17 protein-coding genes and 1 pseudogene are annotated in these 18,720 nt (G+C 33.7%); 11 read left to right on the forward strand and 7 right to left on the reverse strand.

Going from position 1 to position 18,720, the window contains the following annotated elements:
- Positions 1-119 precede the first annotated feature (119 nt).
- Positions 120-1,967: a methyl-accepting chemotaxis protein gene (locus LS41612_RS11280; protein WP_370510645.1), complete on the reverse strand. Its 1,848-nt coding sequence runs from the start codon at positions 1,965-1,967 to the stop codon at positions 120-122.
- 267 nt (positions 1,968-2,234) lie between these two features.
- Between LS41612_RS11280 and LS41612_RS11285 the strand changes: the two genes are divergently transcribed.
- The gene (locus LS41612_RS11285; protein ID WP_024364124.1) at positions 2,235-2,456 is read left to right on the forward strand and encodes a YozE family protein; all 222 of its coding nucleotides are present in this window, start codon (positions 2,235-2,237) and stop codon (positions 2,454-2,456) included.
- A 118-nt stretch (positions 2,457-2,574) separates the two neighbouring features.
- Positions 2,575-3,282 carry a purine-nucleoside phosphorylase gene (gene deoD, locus LS41612_RS11290; protein WP_024364125.1) on the forward strand — a complete coding sequence of 236 codons (708 nt, stop codon included), beginning with the start codon at positions 2,575-2,577 and terminating at the stop codon, positions 3,280-3,282.
- 70 nt (positions 3,283-3,352) lie between these two features.
- Here the strand turns inward: deoD and LS41612_RS11300 are convergent.
- Both LS41612_RS11300 and LS41612_RS11305 read right to left on the reverse strand, forming a co-directional pair.
- A pseudogene (locus tag LS41612_RS11300) lies at positions 3,353-4,038 on the reverse strand (site-specific integrase).
- Between the two features lie 820 nt (positions 4,039-4,858).
- The gene (locus tag LS41612_RS11305; RefSeq protein ID WP_024364127.1) at positions 4,859-5,098 is read right to left on the reverse strand and encodes a helix-turn-helix domain-containing protein; all 240 of its coding nucleotides are present in this window, start codon (positions 5,096-5,098) and stop codon (positions 4,859-4,861) included.
- Between the two features lie 72 nt (positions 5,099-5,170).
- Here LS41612_RS11305 and LS41612_RS11310 point away from each other — a divergent pair, with 72 nt between their 5' ends.
- The 5 genes from LS41612_RS11310 (at position 5,171) to LS41612_RS11330 (ending at position 10,225) form a co-directional block, all read left to right on the forward strand.
- The gene (locus tag LS41612_RS11310) at positions 5,171-5,608 is read left to right on the forward strand and encodes a hypothetical protein (protein WP_233433843.1); all 438 of its coding nucleotides are present in this window, start codon (positions 5,171-5,173) and stop codon (positions 5,606-5,608) included.
- Positions 5,609-5,735: 127 nt separating this feature from the next.
- Positions 5,736-6,497: a hypothetical protein gene (locus LS41612_RS11315; RefSeq protein ID WP_024364129.1), complete on the forward strand. Its 762-nt coding sequence runs from the start codon at positions 5,736-5,738 to the stop codon at positions 6,495-6,497.
- Positions 6,498-7,449: 952 nt separating this feature from the next.
- Entirely contained in the window at positions 7,450-7,971 is a 522-nt protein-coding gene (locus tag LS41612_RS11320) for a YkvA family protein (RefSeq protein WP_080653383.1), read from the forward strand.
- Between the two features lie 851 nt (positions 7,972-8,822).
- Positions 8,823-9,149 carry a nucleoside triphosphate pyrophosphohydrolase gene (locus tag LS41612_RS11325; protein WP_024364131.1) on the forward strand — a complete coding sequence of 109 codons (327 nt, stop codon included), beginning with the start codon at positions 8,823-8,825 and terminating at the stop codon, positions 9,147-9,149.
- Positions 9,150-9,172: 23 nt separating this feature from the next.
- Positions 9,173-10,225, forward strand: coding sequence for an HNH endonuclease domain-containing protein (locus LS41612_RS11330; protein ID WP_024364132.1), 1,053 nt, complete (start codon positions 9,173-9,175; stop codon positions 10,223-10,225).
- A 279-nt stretch (positions 10,226-10,504) separates the two neighbouring features.
- Here LS41612_RS11330 and LS41612_RS11335 read toward each other — a convergent pair whose 3' ends face one another.
- Positions 10,505-10,699 carry a hypothetical protein gene (locus LS41612_RS11335; protein WP_024364133.1) on the reverse strand — a complete coding sequence of 65 codons (195 nt, stop codon included), beginning with the start codon at positions 10,697-10,699 and terminating at the stop codon, positions 10,505-10,507.
- A 207-nt stretch (positions 10,700-10,906) separates the two neighbouring features.
- Here LS41612_RS11335 and LS41612_RS11340 point away from each other — a divergent pair, with 207 nt between their 5' ends.
- Positions 10,907-11,455, forward strand: a complete 549-nt coding sequence (locus LS41612_RS11340) for a hypothetical protein (protein WP_024364134.1) — start codon at positions 10,907-10,909, stop codon at positions 11,453-11,455.
- Between the two features lie 915 nt (positions 11,456-12,370).
- Here LS41612_RS11340 and LS41612_RS11345 read toward each other — a convergent pair.
- A complete protein-coding gene (locus LS41612_RS11345) occupies positions 12,371-12,625 on the reverse strand; it encodes a hypothetical protein (protein WP_024364135.1) in 255 nt (84 codons plus the stop codon).
- Between the two features lie 495 nt (positions 12,626-13,120).
- On the opposite strand from LS41612_RS11345, the gene LS41612_RS11355 reads away from it, so the two are divergent.
- From LS41612_RS11355 to LS41612_RS11365, 3 genes are all read left to right on the forward strand, one after another.
- Positions 13,121-13,576, forward strand: coding sequence for a GNAT family N-acetyltransferase (locus LS41612_RS11355; protein ID WP_024364136.1), 456 nt, complete (start codon positions 13,121-13,123; stop codon positions 13,574-13,576).
- A 356-nt stretch (positions 13,577-13,932) separates the two neighbouring features.
- Complete coding sequence (locus LS41612_RS11360) at positions 13,933-14,709, forward strand: hypothetical protein (protein WP_137034888.1); 777 nt, start codon at positions 13,933-13,935, stop codon at positions 14,707-14,709.
- A 296-nt stretch (positions 14,710-15,005) separates the two neighbouring features.
- Complete coding sequence (locus LS41612_RS11365) at positions 15,006-15,932, forward strand: DNA/RNA non-specific endonuclease (RefSeq protein ID WP_024364138.1); 927 nt, start codon at positions 15,006-15,008, stop codon at positions 15,930-15,932.
- A gap of 359 nt (positions 15,933-16,291) precedes the next feature.
- Here LS41612_RS11365 and LS41612_RS11370 read toward each other — a convergent pair whose 3' ends face one another.
- Positions 16,292-17,233: a hypothetical protein gene (locus LS41612_RS11370; RefSeq protein ID WP_137034889.1), complete on the reverse strand. Its 942-nt coding sequence runs from the start codon at positions 17,231-17,233 to the stop codon at positions 16,292-16,294.
- Between the two features lie 431 nt (positions 17,234-17,664).
- Positions 17,665-18,552, reverse strand: a complete 888-nt coding sequence (locus tag LS41612_RS11375) for a multicopper oxidase family protein (RefSeq protein WP_024364140.1) — start codon at positions 18,550-18,552, stop codon at positions 17,665-17,667.
- Positions 18,553-18,720: the final 168 nt, after the last annotated feature.

Below are 18,720 nucleotides of genomic sequence, written 5' to 3' on the forward strand. Positions count from 1 at the left end.
AGGCGTTTTTTTTGGGAAAACAAAAAGAGGGTGGGTATAACGAAAACGATATAGCAAAAAAGTGTTAGATTGAACTGCAATCAATCTAACACTTTTTCACTTTGCCTGCTCCTCTTGTCTTAAATTTTAAACGTACCTACAACACTACGTAAACTATCTGCTTGATGCGCCAGTTCAGTTGCCGCTGCATTAATTTCTTGCATGGACGCAGAACCTTGGGTAGCAGCAGCAGCAGACATCACCGTATTGGAAGCTGTTTGTTCAGCATAGGCATTTATATGCACAAAATCACTTGCTACAGCATTACTATAATCAAGCGTATGGGCTATTTTATCAACCATTGTGGTAATAATCGCAGTCGTTTCTTTCGTTTGCGTTAAAATATTGGACAATGACTGGTTAGTTTCATTTGTCACCTCAACGCCTCGAATAACCGTTGTAACACCTTCTTGATTTTGTGTAATAATTGATGCCACTTCCTCTTGTATGGAATTTACAATAACTGTGACTTCTTTAGCCGCAGTTTGTGATTGCTCAGCAAGCTTGCGTACTTCATCTGCTACAACAGCAAAGCCACGACCATGCTCTCCAGCACGGGCTGCTTCAATCGCCGCATTTAATGCAAGTAAATTTGTTTGCTCAGAGATTGCAGTAATCGTACTGATTATAGAGGTTATATCGGCAGATTTGCGGCCGAGTGCCTCAACAGTTGTAGAGGTAGAAGCAATTGTTTCTTCAATTGACTGCATGACTAAGGTAGATTGTAGGACAGAACGACTTCCTTCATCTGCTGCTTGTTGCATGGCGATTGAAGCTCGTTGTACAGCATTGGCTTGTTCATTCAACTGATGCATAGAATGGTCTAAATCACTCATTTTTTGTTGAGCACTATTCATGCTATTGATTGTATTCTCACTATCACTTGCGATATCTGCACTTGCATCTGCAATATTTTGAATTGTGCGTGCATTTTCATCAGCTAGCGTCATGAGCTCTCGGCTACTATTTGATACATGATCTGCAAGTTCACTGACGCGTTTAATAAGGTTTGAAATAGACAAAATAAGTGTATTCGTCGAGTTAGCAATTGTAGAAAATTCATCATGGTTACGTACACGGACACGCCTTGTTAAATCACCACCCGCTTGAGCAATATCTAAAATGGAATGGTTAATCGCACGCGTATTATTTTTTAATGAATTAAATAACATATAACCAAAAATGATAATGGCAATAAGACTGATAATCGAAAAAATAAAGAAATAAGTATTGGATACAGTTACCTGTTTGTTCAATTTATTAAGTTTTGTTTTGTTCGATTCATCCATTACTATATTGATGGCGTCAATATTATTATCAATATGTAATTTCATTGTTTCGCCAGTGCCTTCAATCATGAGTTTCCTTGCTTGTTCAAGACCAAGATCATCTCGCATTGTCATGACCTTTTTTGAGTATTCAAGGTAGTTTTTATAATACTGGCTAATTGCTTGTATATGCCCAAGTTCCACTTCGCGGTCTGCAAATTTTTCTTGTAAGGCAGCTATTTTTTTATTAATAGAATCAATTTTCATTTTGTAAGAAGTGGAATAACTACCATTACCGGTAATTAGGTAAGCTTGTTCGAGGTTGGTTAATCTAGCAATTTCATAGGCAAGCTGATTTACTGTAAGCTGTTCTTGTACATTCTTCTCAGTAAAATCCTCCATTTGTTGTTGAAGATTTGTAATATTGATATAAGACAATATACCCATTGTTGCATTAATGAAAATAAGCAAAGTAAAAATGATAAGTACTTTTCCTCGAATTAAATGATAAAAACGTTGTCGTTTTTCTGTAGTAGGAGGGAGATTGTGCCTACTAGCTTTAGAATCTATAACTTTCTTTTTTCTAAAAAAGTTAGAATCTAAGAGAGACGGGCGGTTTCTCATAGGTTTACTAGCCTGACTCTTGTTTTTCATCGCCATCACCTTCCTAATTTTTGCATTTATTGACTTCAATTCTATCGTATTATACTAAAAAATTCTATCCTAATTTCACAAAATTTTCATTTTTCAGATAAAAAGGCGTAATATTTTTGCATGACAAAAGTCATTAAGGTGAAAAAGGCTATTCAGTTTTTCTTCACTAGTAAAAAATACTTAAAGAAAAAAATGATACATTTTATGACGAAATGTATTTTTTTTGATAAACTAGCGGAAAGTAAAAATGAAAAGGGGAGGCATTTTTCAATAATGAAAAAGAGCTTTTATTTATATGTATTAACATTCAGAGGGGGAGAGTGGTCAGATGCAAAAGTTCGATTTGCTGAAGAAGTTTTTCATGAACATAACTTTCCTAAACAAAGCATGGATTTTGATGAGTTATCTACATATATCGAAACGTTTGCAACAGAAAATTTAACAACTGAAGTGTTTGATGAGTTATGGGATTTATACAGTGAACAAGGACGATAATGATTCGCAATACTTTCATTATTCGTACTTTTATAGTTGCTAGACGTCTAGCATTGCGTAAATACGTGAAACAAAGTATTATTTATAGTGATAACTGACAGAAAAGAGGGATTGCAGTATGAGTATTCATATTAATGCAAAAAAAGGCGAAATCGCTGACACTATTTTACTTCCGGGAGACCCACTACGTGCAAAATACATTGCTGAAACGTTTTTAGAAGATGTTACATGCTATAACGAAGTCCGCAATATGTTTGGTTATACTGGTACGTATAAAGGTAAACGTATTTCTGTACAAGGTACTGGTATGGGCGTGCCTTCCATTTCCATTTATGTAACAGAATTAATGCAAGAATATGATGTACAAAAGTTAATTCGTGTAGGTACTTGTGGTGCAATTCAAAAAGATGTTAAAGTTCGTGATGTTATTTTAGCACAAGGAGCAACAACGGATTCACGTATGAATCAAATTATTTGGGGCAACAACATTGACTTTGCACCAATCGCTAATTTTGACTTATTATTAAAAGCTTACAATGCAGGTAAAGATGCAGGCTTAAGTCTGCAAGTAGGTAATATTTTCACAGCAGATCTATTTTACTCAGACGAGCACCAAAATGAAAAGCTAGCTAAATACGGTGTACTAGCTGTAGAAATGGAATCAGCAGCACTTTACACATTAGCAGCGAAATTTGGCCGCCAAGCACTTTCTATTTTAACAGTAAGTGACCACATTATTACTGGTGAAGTCACAACATCAGAAGAGCGCCAAACTACATTCAACGACATGATTGTTGTTGCTTTAGAAGCGGCTATTCAAGAGTAGTTGATATAGCAAGGTTTATAACAAGTTTAAAGTTATAAGAATAAGAGCAACCGACCTAAAACCGACCATTTTATAAAATGGAATCGAAGAAGTCGGTTGCTTTTTCTTTATCTTTCATGGTTAGGTGGCTATAGGTATTAACAGTCTCTTGAATATTAACATGTCCAAGTTGTTCTTGGATAATTTTAAAATTAACATTTTTACTAACCATAAATGATGCATAGGTATGTCTTAAACCATGGAAAGTGAGTTTAGGTAATTGTGTCTTTCTACTATTTCGCGCCATCTTCCAGACATACTGTCAGGATGTGAAGGGAATCCGTTTGTTTTTGTAAATAGTAAATTTATTGGTGTGCCCTTATCATCCTTCATAGGTTTCCAAGCTTCACCTGATGCTAACTGTAACTTCTTATGATCCTTTGCATATTGTTTTATTTCTCTCATTAACTCTGCTGGTACATTGACAGTTCGTGGTCTTTTGGTTTTTGTAGGACCTAAGAAAAAGTTTTTATCTTCTTTGTCATATTGAAGAGTCGAATCAATGAGTATAGTATTGTTAACGAAATTTAAGCATTCGTTTCTAATTCCTGCGATTTCAGACATTCGTAAGCCTGCTAATGCAGCTAATTTTATTTGCAATGCATGCTTTGGATACATTTCTTTTGTCTTTTTTAAGAGTAATTTCAATTGTTCCTCGTCGTAAAATTCAATTTCCTTATACCTTTTAGAGCGAGAAGGTCTTTCAACACCATTCATTGGATTAGTTTCGATTACTTGCCACTTTACAGCTGTGGCTTTCCATTTTTATTAGGTTTTAATTCTCTATAACTTGCCATAATTATTCTCCTTTCTTTTAATACTTCGAACCAAAACTTCATCATCACCTCCTATAGTGAGAATGTTTGTTCTGTTTAAGGGTAAAATTTTTTAGGCATTTCAATCCAATCAAACATTTCTATTACACCTAAAGGTTCAAAGCAAATTGTAAAGTTGTCTATTGATACATATAAACCGTATTTACTTTTATACCAATCAAGAGCAGCTTCTAAAAAATCCTCGGTAACATCAAGGTAGTCAGCTAGTTCAAAGTGGTTTGTTATATGTAAGTTATGAGCTTGTATAATTCTTATAATAGATAAACAGGCGAATTTACATCGCCAGTTATATCCAATCCAATACCAATTAAACCTACACCAACAGTTGAAGAAATGCAGGCAAAGACGTTACTAAATACAGAAGTTTTAATAGCAATGAAAAATATCGGAGTGTAGGAGGAACGAATATGAATATTGTATATCGTGCTGCGGAGTTATTAATCACTAGTTTGGGTTGTAACTTCGAAGAATGTATTATTCAAGCATCAACTTGAAGGATTTACAAAGTGGTGCGATGATAACGGATCGTTTGATTGGTTTATACATTACAATTCAACAACGACGAAACAAGTAGTATTGTTCAGTGTTTGTTCAGAACATTGTAGTAATCTTTTAATGTCATTGTAAACAAACAAAAGAACACGCATATATCAATGACGAAGCCCAGGTACTCAATTAATTTTGAGCCTGGGCTTTTTTGTTTATTCATCATAAGGTCTATATTTTTTTCGAAGCGATTCAAGCTCATCTTTTTTCTCAAGCAGTACACTTTTTAAAAACATTTTAGGCTGGTCTTTAGCTGCTTTTAACTTTCCGTCTTTCATTAATTGCCCTAGACGAACTTTCGATATTTCCAATACCTCTGCTGCTTCGGCTGCGGATAGTAATTCAGTATTTAAAAATTCAAGTAGTTCTTCAGTTGTGGAAAATTCATATTTCATGCAATCACCTTTCCTTTGGTAACATAAATATTATTAGCCTTATGAAGTGAATTAAAACAGTTGTTCCATAAAGTGCTAATAATACATAATCAATTGTTGATGGACTTTGAAGGGGCTAGTATTTATCGCATTTTACCTTATGTCCCATCGAGCATGTCCCAACGAATGAAAGCCTATGAAGCTAGTAATGACGCAGTTTGTCGTCCGCAATCTGAAAACCAACCATCTAATTCTTTTAATCTTTTAAGTTCTAAACAAGCAAATAATATTATGAGTCTTGGTAATGAATTGGCTTTGCAAGCTGAAAAGAAAAAAGAGTATATGAACGAGTATCAAGTTATGCTGTTCGACTTCATGAATAGCTTGCCATTAGCAGATAACTTGAAAGATGAATTGCATAAGGTTGTATTGGCAGCACAAATAAGTTCTGTGGAGGACTTTATTAAAGCTAAAAACGTACTATTCAAAATTGCTATATTTAGAGAATTGGGTAGAATGGTAGATGAATGAGATAATGATGTGGGAAAACACTCTACTTTTGTTGGGTTTTTAACATCTGTTGGTAGAGTATAAGATTACTAGTATATAATACTAAGATATTATGTTCTTTAAAATGAAACTGTGTAGGGGGAGAATAATGAAAAAAATATTTACTGTTTTACTAGTAGCATTCGTATTTGCAGTAGTAAATCCAACAAAATCAGAAGCGAAAGTGATGTATGATGGAGCAGAAGTTGTCAAAGGGCAAACAGGAAAAATGACCTTTAAAAAAGACATCAAGGTGTACAAGAAAAATCCAGATGGTACGTTTGAATCTTTAGTGGTTAAGCGAAATAACTTCTTTAGAACGTATGATATTGAAAAGTATGATAAAAAAATATTCTATCAAATGGGGCAATACCGCGTACAAGCAACGGATTTGGTAGTTTTCAAAGAAGTACCAATAAAAATTCGTTCATCTTTCTATAGCAATCCAGTGTATATTGTTATCAATCGTGATGGTGTTTATAATATGGGGTATTATGGGAAATTCTTCAAAGATGGTGGTATTGGTGGTATTTCTTTCTTGGATACAGATAGTGGACAACTGCTGAAGTTTTCCGAGAGCTATGGCGGTGAAGGGTTATGGTATGATAAATATCCTGGTACAGATCTTAAAATCGCTGAGGAAATATCGAGAGCAAGCAATGTACGTTTTGAGTTAACAAAAGATGCTGGTGGGAAAAACACGCCACTAAATGAAGCTAAACCTTTAACAATGCATGCAAAAGGAAGCATTTTTACATCGCTAGGTGTTGAAGTTAATGGTTATCTATATGTGGATAATGGCTTAGGAGGAAATGGCGAACAATATTTTTGGCTTCCAGTGAATTTATTAAAGCCAGTTGGAGATAAGTAATAGATTAAGAATTATATAAAGCCCTTTTATTTATTTGATAAGGGGGCTATTTTTTATGGTTGATTGACATGTGGATAGGATGTCTATCGATGTCTTGGGTTTAGCTAAAAAACTATTAAAAGACCACTCCGAAATGGGTAGTCATATTACTATAAAAATGCTCGACTGTACCGACTAAAAACCGACCAAAAAAAGATAATTAAAGATTTTCTATTACTATAATTGATTTCTAAATACAGTTCATAAACAGTAAGATACTGATATAGAGGTCTTTTGAGTATTAGTGATTTTCTAAGAAAGTTCAGGTCATTCAATGACATGATCGTTGTTGCATTAGAGGCCGCTATTCAAGAATAGTCATAACAGGAATTTAAAGTTTGGAATAAATTTCAAATGGACTACACTAAAAATTAATTAGATTTTTAATCCTCAATGGGTGACTCGATAAATGAGAGCCTGTTGGGGTTTTTTATTTTTAAAGCGTTAAAAAGCACCGTAGCTCCTTTCATTTGGTCTTGACCAACAGAGAGTACGTATTAAGTGTTTCATGTATAGCATGTCCTAATTGCTCTTGGGCTTAGTGGCTCACTTCTAGAGGTCGAGTCGGTACATTTATGGTCAGTAGAGGTCAGAAGCTTGTCAAAGAGCTACATCAATCGCTACAAGGGAAGGTTCGGTATTGGCTTTCCCTATATTTTGATGATGATTGATATCGGAATCAATAATTAGAAAAACAGCAAATTAATCAAAGAATTTTCTCTTAAGTTGAAGCATACCTAAGCGAACTCTTTAAAAGAAGCTATATAAACTATATGTTTATATCTTTTTTTGCGCAATTGTATGAAAAGTAAGAATTTTCATTCGTTTAATATGGTATATTCATTGAGAAGAAAAAAATACATTAGTATTTGAATATAGAATATTGATGGAGGAGAGATATACATTGTTTGAGATGTTTAGAAAAAAGAAGCAAAACGATGAATTGGATGTTAAACAGGGGGAGGTAATAAAAGGGGGGAATTTTGAGGAAGTAGATTATGTAAATTTTGAAGATGAACAAGTAGAAGAATTAAAGGTAGAAGCAGAAAATATAGAAGTGGAAGATATCAGAAAACATGGAAAGTATTATTCAGATGAAAAGTTATGGGAAAAAATTCGAAAGTTCTCTAAGAGAGCTGGCTCCTCAGTTATATATGCAGTTCTAATTCTTTATTTTACATTGCAGAAACCCGAAGTACCTTTGAAAGTAAAAGCTACAATAGCGGGGGCATTAGGATACTTTATACTACCAATAGATTTAATTCCAGATGTTGCTTTAGGAGTAGGTTATGTAGATGATTTAACTCTTGTTATGGCAGCATTGATTCAAGTGGCTATGTACATTGATGAAGATATAAAAAATCAAGCAAAAGATAAATTAAAAGATTGGTTTGGAGATGATGTTGATACATCTGATATAGATGATAAATTATGATAGTAATTTTGGAATTGAGAGCTATAAAGGCTCCCTTTTTGTTCTAAAATTGTACAATCATTCTTTTACTTATGAACGATATAAATTTAATTTATATCGTTTTTTTATGATATCAAATGTATGATTATATAAAAATTGTACATTAAAGGGGTACTGTTATGACTGAGCAAAAAGAGTTAGATTTAATGATTTCTAAAATTGAGATGGACTATAAATAAGTAACAGATAAAGAGATAACTAGATTAATAGAACTAATTAATTATAAGTTTGCTGACAATGAATTTATAATTAAACAGTAACAATAGATGAACTAATCAGCATGTTAGATTTTATTACTAGAGTTTTGTTTGATTTAGGATAAAGTTGAGAGAGAAGAAGGGACTGTTAATCCTAAAATGGTCATCAATTGATAGTAAATGGTTTGGGGAAATATGGTATACAATAGGTGAAGTAGAGGAAAAGGAAGAGAGTCCTGTGTTTTTTCAAAACAATAAAGTATATACATAGTAGATCTTCCAACCAAGTTCGTATAGTATGTAATACTCCCTAGTTGAGATAAAGCTGATAAATAATAATATTTTGCATCGTGGAAGCACATACCCTATAGTTTCTTTAGGGTAAGATCACATGGGAATGTAGTTCCTTACGAAACGATTTCATTTGATAACCAATTGATATACGATGAAATCAGTAGTTTTGACCAAAGCATTTATTGATAAAAAAGGTTAGGTACTTACTGAGAGGTTCAAGTAAGTTCTTTTTTAGTGGTAGCTTTTGAAAAGAGCTACGAATTAATTTGTAATATAGTAGAATGAGAGTAAGTAAATATTCCACAATAAAGGAGAATGACAATGCCTGTTTACAATAAGTTGGTAAGAGATAAGATTTTAGAGATTATTGAATCAGATGGATTAAAGTATAATGCAAGAGTTTTAGAACCGCAGGAGCTTCTAATAGAAGTAAAAGCAAAAATGATTGAAGAAGCCAAAGAGTTTCATGGGGCAGCAAACGTTCAGGAGAGTGTTGAAGAATTAGCAGATATTTTAGAGCTAGTACATACAGCTATAAATGCTTTAGGTGTAAGTTATGAAGAACTAGAAGCGATTCGTGGGCAGAAGAAAGCCAAACGTGGTGGATTTGAAAAGGCAATTTATTTAATTGATGTAGAGGATAAGTAACCTATCTTCAATGGAGTGTTTAGATGAATAATTACTTAGAAAATGATAATACCTTGGAATCGAATTTTCGCTCGATTTACTTGTTTGGTAGGAATGTTGCAACTTATAAATTTGCTTTCGCTAAAACATTACTTGAATTAGGCGAGAGTAACAAAAGTTTTGTGAGCTTAGAAGAATTATCCCCTATATTTGCAAAGTATATGTTAGAGCATATTAGAAATGGGAAAAGACAAATAACAAGTCAGTCATCTAAGTTTATTAGTGCTTTGGATTTGTTTTATCAAAACCAAATTACGTGGGAACAGTTACTTGAAGTTACTGAAAAAGTAGGGTTTAACAATGTAATAGATGCCTTTCATAATATTCCTAATGGTGAGCTTGATAAAAGATTTTATGAGAAGTCCATCCAAGGAAAGACTTTAGGAATTACGTTGACCGATAGCATCTATTTGTTGAATGAAAGCTCCCAAAAAGAAAATATATTCAGTGAAATTGAAGGTAGATGGAACTTAGTTGAAAACGCATGGACTGAACGAAATCCAAAACTAGAAGTTCAGTTTGATACAGACCTTGAGCAGTTTTTCTTTATAAAGCCTATGACACCACAGCAGTTCATGTTGTCACATGAAAGAATCAATCTAACTTCTGCTAGAAAGCCGTTAAACGGGTATCAAAAGGGAAAATGCTTCTATTGCTATAGACCGATTTCAATTGAAAGTAACCAATTGAATACTTGTGACATAGACCATTTCGTGCCACTCTCAACACAGTTCAACAGTACCCATGATTTAGATCTAAATGGTGTTTGGAATCTAGTTCTAAGCTGTCAGGATTGCAATAGAGGCGAAGCTAATGGGAAGTTTGCTAGACTACCTGAAGACCAACTTTTACAACGATTGTACAAGCGTAATGAGTATCTTATCGAAAGTAATCATCCGCTAAAAGAAACGATAATAATGCGAACAGGGAAAAACCCGCAGCAAAGAGCAAACTTTTTAAATACTATATATGGTTTTGCGAAGTCTCTAAGTAGAGCTAAGTGGCAACCTAAATTTGAATATGATGTTGGATTTTAAGCATATAATTTTTTATGCGGTGATTGTATTAACGACAGGGGCATAGTTTCTGATATTGAGATAAGTATCTTATTATTAGGCTAATCAATCAGCAGAACCACATTATTTTTTCAAATGCAAAGGATGCAAGGATTATAGAGAACTAAGGCATTGAGAAAGAGCTTGAGCAGATTAGCGTAGGTGGGCTAGGTGAGTAATTGAAAGATATTGTTCAGTAAGGAAGGAGGGAATATTATGCAAAGATAAAACAGACTGCACATAGCCAGCCTGTTTATAAATTTATCTAGTTTTAACATTACTTTTATTGGGTTCTTTAGCAAATGGAATTAATACAATTCCTGCGATAAATAAAATGTTACCTGTCCATCTTATCCATTGATAATACGGATGGTCCTGTAAAAAGTACAGTGAAGTAAGCATAATAATGATACCAATACCAATCATCAATTTTAATGAAATCGGAATTTTTGACACGAGTATGTCTCCTTTTTATGTATATTCTTTTGAAATAATAGAACTTATTCAAGGGTAACATATATGGGGTTATATGTAAAAATATTCTATCTGATACTCTGTAATGTCCTCATATCCTCCAGTAAACTAATGAACAATATGAGAATTAAACGAAAATAGAGCGACAAAAACTCGCTCTATAAATCTATTATGTATTAAAGAAATTACTTGTTATTTTCAAGCTCTTCTATACGTTTTTCTAAATTTTTAATCCTAGCATCAGCTGATGCAGCAAAAGCAAACGCAGCTGCCGCTAATGCAAGAGCTCCAAAAACAAAAGTATTCATTGGAAACCTCCTAATTAATGATAAATATGCGATATTACTTTTTACATCTATGTTAGGTAACTGGTATAGTAAATCGTCTTTTGCTTTTAAACCACAGAAAGAGCGTTTAAAATATGATGATGGAATAGATACTGATTTTTACAATTTAGAGTCTTATTTATCTTCACTATTAGATTGTTATCAACATATTGAAAAAGACTTTCCTTATATGTATGAATATATTGTAGTATATTTAATCTTAATTGAAAAAGATAAAGGTATAAGCTATGAAGAATGGTTTCCTGAAATCAATTCAGATATTTTTAAAAAACTTCGGGAGAAGATTTTAATTCCTAACAGCAATTTGGCTCATGGTGGACATCCAATAAAATTTTTATTTAGAGAAGTTGGAATTGAACCATTTTTTTCAACAGATTTTTTTGAAGAATAATTTTTTTAGTAAGTCATATTTAAGTGTGGACAAGGAGCCGGGGAACATTTGGATTTAACAAACAATGCCGGTGGGGAAAGAACTCCATAAGATGGAGCTAAATCTGAAACAATGTATGAAATGGGAAGCTTTTTCGCTAGACAAACGATTCCTATACCTTTTCAAGATTTCGATTCTATAAGGAAACAAGAGCTATTAGAACTTTAAAAAGAACTTGCATTAACCTATCCTTTAAGAACAGGTTTTCTTTATTTTAGAATATCTCTGATGTTTTAGTTATTTTTTCATTATGAAGGTTTATAAATAAAAAAATAACAATCAAAAATCAGACGCATAACTATTCAGACTCAATGAAATAAATGGTCCCAAATGTAAGCTTGGTAACACTTAAAACAGCGACAAATACTGTTAAGTCAGTGTTTGTCGCTATTTTTTATAGAAAACAGTACTAGACACTGTGAGAAATTATTTTAAAGAAGGACTGTTCGTTCCACTTGTTCTGAATGGCTGTAACATCCTTTCCTTGAGATGTGCCTAAAGGAAGCTTGAGGAACCATATAATTACAATTTATGATACGTATAGTGATGTTTGTTTCACTTTTAAATCTAAACTTCGCCCTTACAATATATTGAAAATTTCGAGTTAAAATCAGACAACATGGATATTGATTATAGACATATAGGTAAAACGCACCTTTTCTCATAGGTATACTCAGAATAATGGAAAAAAAGTAGTCATTAAAGGGGGAAAGACGGTCTTAGTAAGGTTATATGGCATGACGATAGCCAAGTAACTGCGTTATTTGTTCGTAAGTGTATTCGGATAATTCAAGGGCAGAGGTGACTATTGAATAGTCCGCAAAAATTGGGGAAATTAAATCAAAAACCGACAGGGAAAATCTGCCGGATAAACAATTAATTTAAGTTATTTCCAAATCCATAATTTGCTTTAGGGCCAGAAGCTCCTTGGATGTAGTCTGCTTCCGCATTTTGGACTTGTTGCCGAACTTGTTTCGCATCAGTCTCAGTTCCGAATTCTACGTTGTTCGTTGTATTCATAAAATTTTGATTGAAAAAACGACCAGAAGCTTCATTTTTGTTAGCTTCAGCTTGCTGGATTTTTTGTCTAATTTGGTCAATAGTTTGGTTCTTGTTTCTATTTTTTGACATATTTTCACCTCCTCAAATTAGTTTGTTCAGAAGAGGTTTACTTATCCCTAGAAACTTTTATGTAAAGAAGGGAGGTCGTGACGGTCAACCAACGCCACAACCTAATAAGTGCGTGCGATACACTCAATAATAATTTGTTCAATTTAAGGTTATTTATACATTAAAAAAGCCACAGCGTTTTCACAAACAAGGGCAATTTAAAGTAACGAAAGAGTATTTACTTCAGTGGATTGAAAATTATTGAGAAGGGAATAGAGAGGTTCGAGTCCTTCAAAGATTGTTAGAAGAGGATAGTATGCGTGCAATTGGGAAGCATGTGAGATTATCTATTATCTAGTGCGACAATTTATAGAGTAAGAAATATTTTGAGTCAGATTATGAAGTAGCCAATGTGCTATTTCTTTTCAATCGACCATTTCTAGATGGTTCAAAAGACTTTTACTTAAACTCCGGTGCTATTAGAATTAAAGTAGAAAAAGTTAAAGGGGGATAAATTTGATTAAAAAAATCGATATAACTAATCTTAAACTTGCTGAAGAAGTTTTAAACATTCAAATACCTTCATATAAAATAGAAGCAGAAATAATAGACTTTTATGATATACCGCCATTGAAGGATACAGTTTACACGTTACAACAATGTGGTGAGACTTTTTTTGGTTATTACGTAAAAGAAGAATTATGCGGCGTCATTTCTATAAAAATAGAGAATGGTATAATCGATATACATCGGTTAATGGTACATCCTAAACATTTCAAAAAAGGAATTGCCAAGATATTATTGGATTTTATTGAAAACGACAATGAAGGATTGGAAACAATAATAGTATCAACTGGATCCAAGAATACACCAGCAGTGACTTTCTATTTGAAAAATGGATTTTCAAAAACAGAGGAAATAAGTATAACAGAACGCCTTTCCTTAACTTCTTTTAAAAAAGATCTAATATAGTTTTATATAAGCAATTAAGTACTCTCCTGGAATAAGGAAAGTGCTTTTTTCATTAAAGAGCCAGGTTGTTTATTGGCAAGAGGATATCAAAAATAGCGAAATGAAGAAAAGTAGCACATGGTATAGTAAAGAAAAGTATCTAAGGAAGGATGTTTTACGAGCAATTTAGCAAGTCATTTTTTAAACAAAAACAAATAGCATAGGTATTTTAATAGGCTTGAATGATTATGGATAAAATAAGTTAGGTAAAAACACGCAACTTTTGTTGGGCTATTAACATCCATTGGTAGATATTAGATTACCGGTATACAATAATGAGATATTATGTTTGTTTGAAATAAAACAGTTAGGGGAGAATGATGAAAAAAATATTTATTTTGTTACTAGTAGCATGTGTATTTGTGATAGTAAATCCTACAAAATCAGAAGCAAAAGTGATGTATGATGGAGCAGAAGTTGTAAAAGGGCAAACAGGAAAAATGACCTTTAAAAAAGACATAAAAGTATATAAGAAAAATCCAAATGGTACGTTTGATTCTTTATTGGTTAAGCGAAATAACTTTTTTAAAACGTATGATATTGAAAAATATGATGGCAAAACATTTTATCAAATGGGGCAATATCGGGTACAAGCAACGGATTTGGTAGTTTTCAAAGAAGTACCGATCGATATACGTTCATCATTCTATAATAATCCAGCTTATGTCATGATTAATCATCAGGGTGTGAAAACGAATGGTATGGATACTTTCATTGAATATGGCACACTTTTTAGAGTTGGAAATCGAGAAGAGGTTTGTAGACCACAAGTATCATTAGTATCTATTGAGAATGGTAAATTCAATTACCATTATTGTATTGGAGACATTGAAGGTGGAGATGTAAGCAGTACAGGTATTCTCGATAGCACTGATATTCGAATTTTTGAAAAGAAAACAAGAAATAAAGGCTCGTATATATTAACAGAAGATACAGAACAATATAATGGTCCGATGATAACAAGATACTATGGTAAAGAGTTGAAGGGAACAGTCTTTTATTCACCAGGAATTGAGATCAATGGTTATTTGATGGTGGGAGATGTGAATTTTGGTTTTATTCCAGCCAATCTATTGAAGCCAGTTGAAGAATAGACTAGAAAAAAGACACTCAATGGGAATTTACTCGAAAATAGGGATAGACAAAAAAGCATTTTCAATTGAAATTTGGGTGTAACTATCTTAATTTCAATTTGGAGGTGTTTTTTTCTAGGGAAAAAGAGTAAATTTTGCTTGAGTTAAAATAAAAACCATCGGGGTGCACTACTTTCTTAAATTGAAATTGTATCTACTGTAATAAAATGAATATTGTAATATGCTATTATAAATAGGTTAACAATGTTAATAGAGTTCTAGAATGTTCAGAAAAAACAATTGTAAGGAGTCCCATAATGAAAAAGAGAATAAACTATTTAATCTTACTTGTAACTGCCATTTTTATTGTTGGTTGTACGAACGTAGAAGATGCATCCGTTACAGTGAAAGAAACAGATTCACAAGAATTAACAACAACTACGGTAACAGAAAAAACAGCATCAGAAAATACAGCAACTCAAACAAAAGATGAACTGTTCAAAGGGTACAAACTGATTGAAGTGGATGGTGGCGATTTGTCAGGACATCGCGAACCTAACGTCGTCGTTGACATTGGCTTTGGGGACCGCCATTACTATGCATTTACGAATGAGGCAGGGCAATTGGTTCGTGTCATTGCTGACGAAATCGTTCTACAAGATGACCGTACCGAACCCGTAACATCAGCTGGCAGATACTACGCGGATGAAGCAAAAGTTCCTGGTGTAGAAAGAGCAGATTTAGATGAAGGACATATTATTGCAGATTCCCTTGGTGGGGTATCAAACGCTTATAATATTACGCCACAAAATAGCACACTTAATCGACATGGTGATCAAGCATATATGGAAGACGCTATTCGTAAAGCTGGTGGAGCTACTAATTTTGAAGCTATTATTACATATCCTAATAAGGAAACGCAGATTCCTTCTCATTACAAGTACACTTACACTTTAAAAGGGAATAAAATTGTAGATGAGTTTGCTAACGGTAACCCTGATGAAATAAATAAATCTCTCGGATTAACTGAAAGTAAATCAACTAAATCTACTAACTCAACAAGTTCGAATAAGTCCAATGCTTCGAGTGGCACTGAAGATATTTCGAGCGTTGATACAGATGGAAATGGACAAGTGACGATTAAAGAAGCAAAAGCAGCAGGTTATAGCATGCCAATAACTCGTGAACACTGGTTGTACAAATATATGCAAGACCGTGATAACGACGGTTTGGTAGGTGAATAAGCTTCTTGAACTTGAGGATAAAAAACATGCTTGTCCTTGGACGATTTATAAAAATAGTGCTCAATAATGAGCGCTAATCAGGCTATAGACAAACTCAATGATTTTTGAGTTTGTCTAGCTGCATGTTGAAGTTGTCAAAGCGACTATGTAGGTAGTGTATGAATAGATTGAAGATGTCTGGTTCTAAAATACCTCTGTATTTTTTTAGGAACCAGACATCTTGTATTTTATATTGATTTACTTCCAGTATTAGTGTTTTCCAAAAATTGAAATATAAAAGGGTTCACTGTAACCTATTTAAATGATGTTTTTAATATCATCTTTAACAAGGTTTCTATACGTTTTAATAGTAAATACGGTTAAGATTCTTCTCTTATTAGTAGAGCAGAGAAGGAAACCGGTAAATCGACATATACCTTTCCAACATCTGTGATTTCATAAGGTCTATAAATAAAACCACTTCTATCAACAAAAGGCAGATCAATCCCTTGACTATATACTTCGCCAGTACTAGAAGAAGAGCGACATGTGCATTTACGGTTACATGAACAGTTATTCGCACAACATCCAGGTGATTGAACTTGCAAATCTATAATGCTAATTTCAATCCCACCTCTAAGCAGCGTCCTTACTTGTAACTCAGGTTTGAACCTAACTCTATAAAAGCCTGGTTGACAATCATTTTTTTCTACTGTAAACGCATACTCTTGACTACATTCAAGTGTTGTTCCATCCAAAATAGCCCCTTCACTGCTGATTATTCCTGAAATAACATCTGTAACACCTTCTCCTGTCCCAAATCCAGGCCTACCTACTTGTACGTTTACTGGATCAGGTATTATTTCTAAAGTAGGTTCTTGATCAGGTGAGACGATGGAAAAAGGTTTAGTGAAAATAACTCTGTATGTCCCCGTATTTGGGGCGTGAGAGACAGTGAAACCGACTGATCCTGAGGGAATAGTTCCATCTCTTCTGACTATTCCAGAAATTGTACGAGGGTGCGGAAGTATCCCATCAGAGTTGAAATCAATCCCAAAGACACTAAATGATACAGCACGTTCTATACTTTTTCCGCCTTGGCTAAGGACATAGGTAAAACCAGACGTATTAAATCCGAAAATATTTATTTCTATAGGACCTCCTCCGCCCACATTTCCGCAACATGAACATTGACAAGGCTGGCATTGGTGACAGCATTTTTTTGAACAACGGTTAGAGCAGTTAGAATGATTCTGACAATTACAATGTTTAAGCGAGTTGTTAAAATTTTGATTGCCATTATCTTTGTTTAAATATCCCATTTTTTTACCTCCCTTCATATCAGATTCACCTGGTAAGTTAAGTTTATTTGCCAGGATACTATAGGATATGAAATAAGAAGAGTAACGTGTAGTTAGTAGTCTATTATTTGTTTAATTAGTTAGTAATGGTAGTTTTGTCTATATGCTAATCACCTGAAACAATTGAAAAATCAAAGCTAGTAAACGTTCAACTTAGTAGTTGGAGGATGTATAACTATAGAAAGACAGAAGATTGTAAAATAAGTCTAAGATGAAATTCAAAGCATTTGCGGCATTTGGTTGAAGAATGGTGGGGCGAGGAGCGACAAAAGCTCGTGGGCGACTTACTGGGCGCCCCGAGAAGGGGGGATTAGAAAATATTGAGATGATGAAGGCTTTAATTGAAAGAGGGATATCATTAAAAAAACGGGCTTGTCTATAAATGTTTTTTACTATTTGTATACTAAGGTAGTGAACATCCCACCTGTTCCATCCGTAAAGTTATTAGAAACATGATGTGCGATATGGCAGTGAAATGGCCATATACCTGGATTATTGGCTTTAAATATCACATCCCAAGTTTCACCAGTAGCCACTAAAATAGTGTTTTTAAATATTCTATTATTAACTATAGAGTTACCATCAGATTTTTCGATTAAAAATTGATGGCCATGAATATGCATAGGATGATGATTAATCTGTATGGCTCCTAACCTTAAACGAACAATATCACCATATTCTATTGCCATAGGTGTGGTAGATGGAAAACTCTTTCCGTTAATCGTAAACATGTTAAATTCCATCGCAAATGGATTAAGATGATATTGACCAGTTTTGACTTTTTCCCCCTTTTGCAATCCACTAAGACTCCACTCCTGCATAAGTAATAGATAGTCCTTATTCACATTTATTTCATGTGGATCCAGAATAACGAACCCCCCTAGTAATCCCAGCATATCTTGCTTTGCAACATTCACATGAGAATGATACATATGGGTTCCAGGAGGGTTATTTATGTGAAAGTGATAATCAAAATAATGCCCTGGTTCAATTCTAGGAGAAGGTTCTACCTCTGGGACACCATCCATGACGTTAGGAACGTTCAACCCGTGCCAATGAATACTGGTAGCTTCAGGGAGTTGGTTTATTACTCTTATACTGATATAGTCCCCTGGATAAACTTGAATGGTCGGTCCTGGAATACTACCGTTGTATCCCCAACCTTTAATAAAAACACCCGGCAGTATTTCTTGATTTACAGGTTCTGCCACTAATTCGAAATATTTAATACCATTTTTCATCGTATATTCTAGAGTAGAAATATCCGGTGTTATGACCATAAAAACACCTCTTTAAATTTTTGATTTGTAAACAATAAAGAACGCTACATTATATTCAAAAATATATTGATTTAATACAACCTGTTACGCCTAAAAATACGGTAGTCAAATTTAAAGAAAAATGAAACCATTCTTTGATTTCAACAAATAAATATAATTTTCCGTCAC

It is taken from the genome of Lysinibacillus sphaericus, assembly GCF_002982115.1.
GTDB classification, from domain to species: Bacteria; Bacillota; Bacilli; order Bacillales_A; family Planococcaceae; genus Lysinibacillus; species Lysinibacillus sphaericus.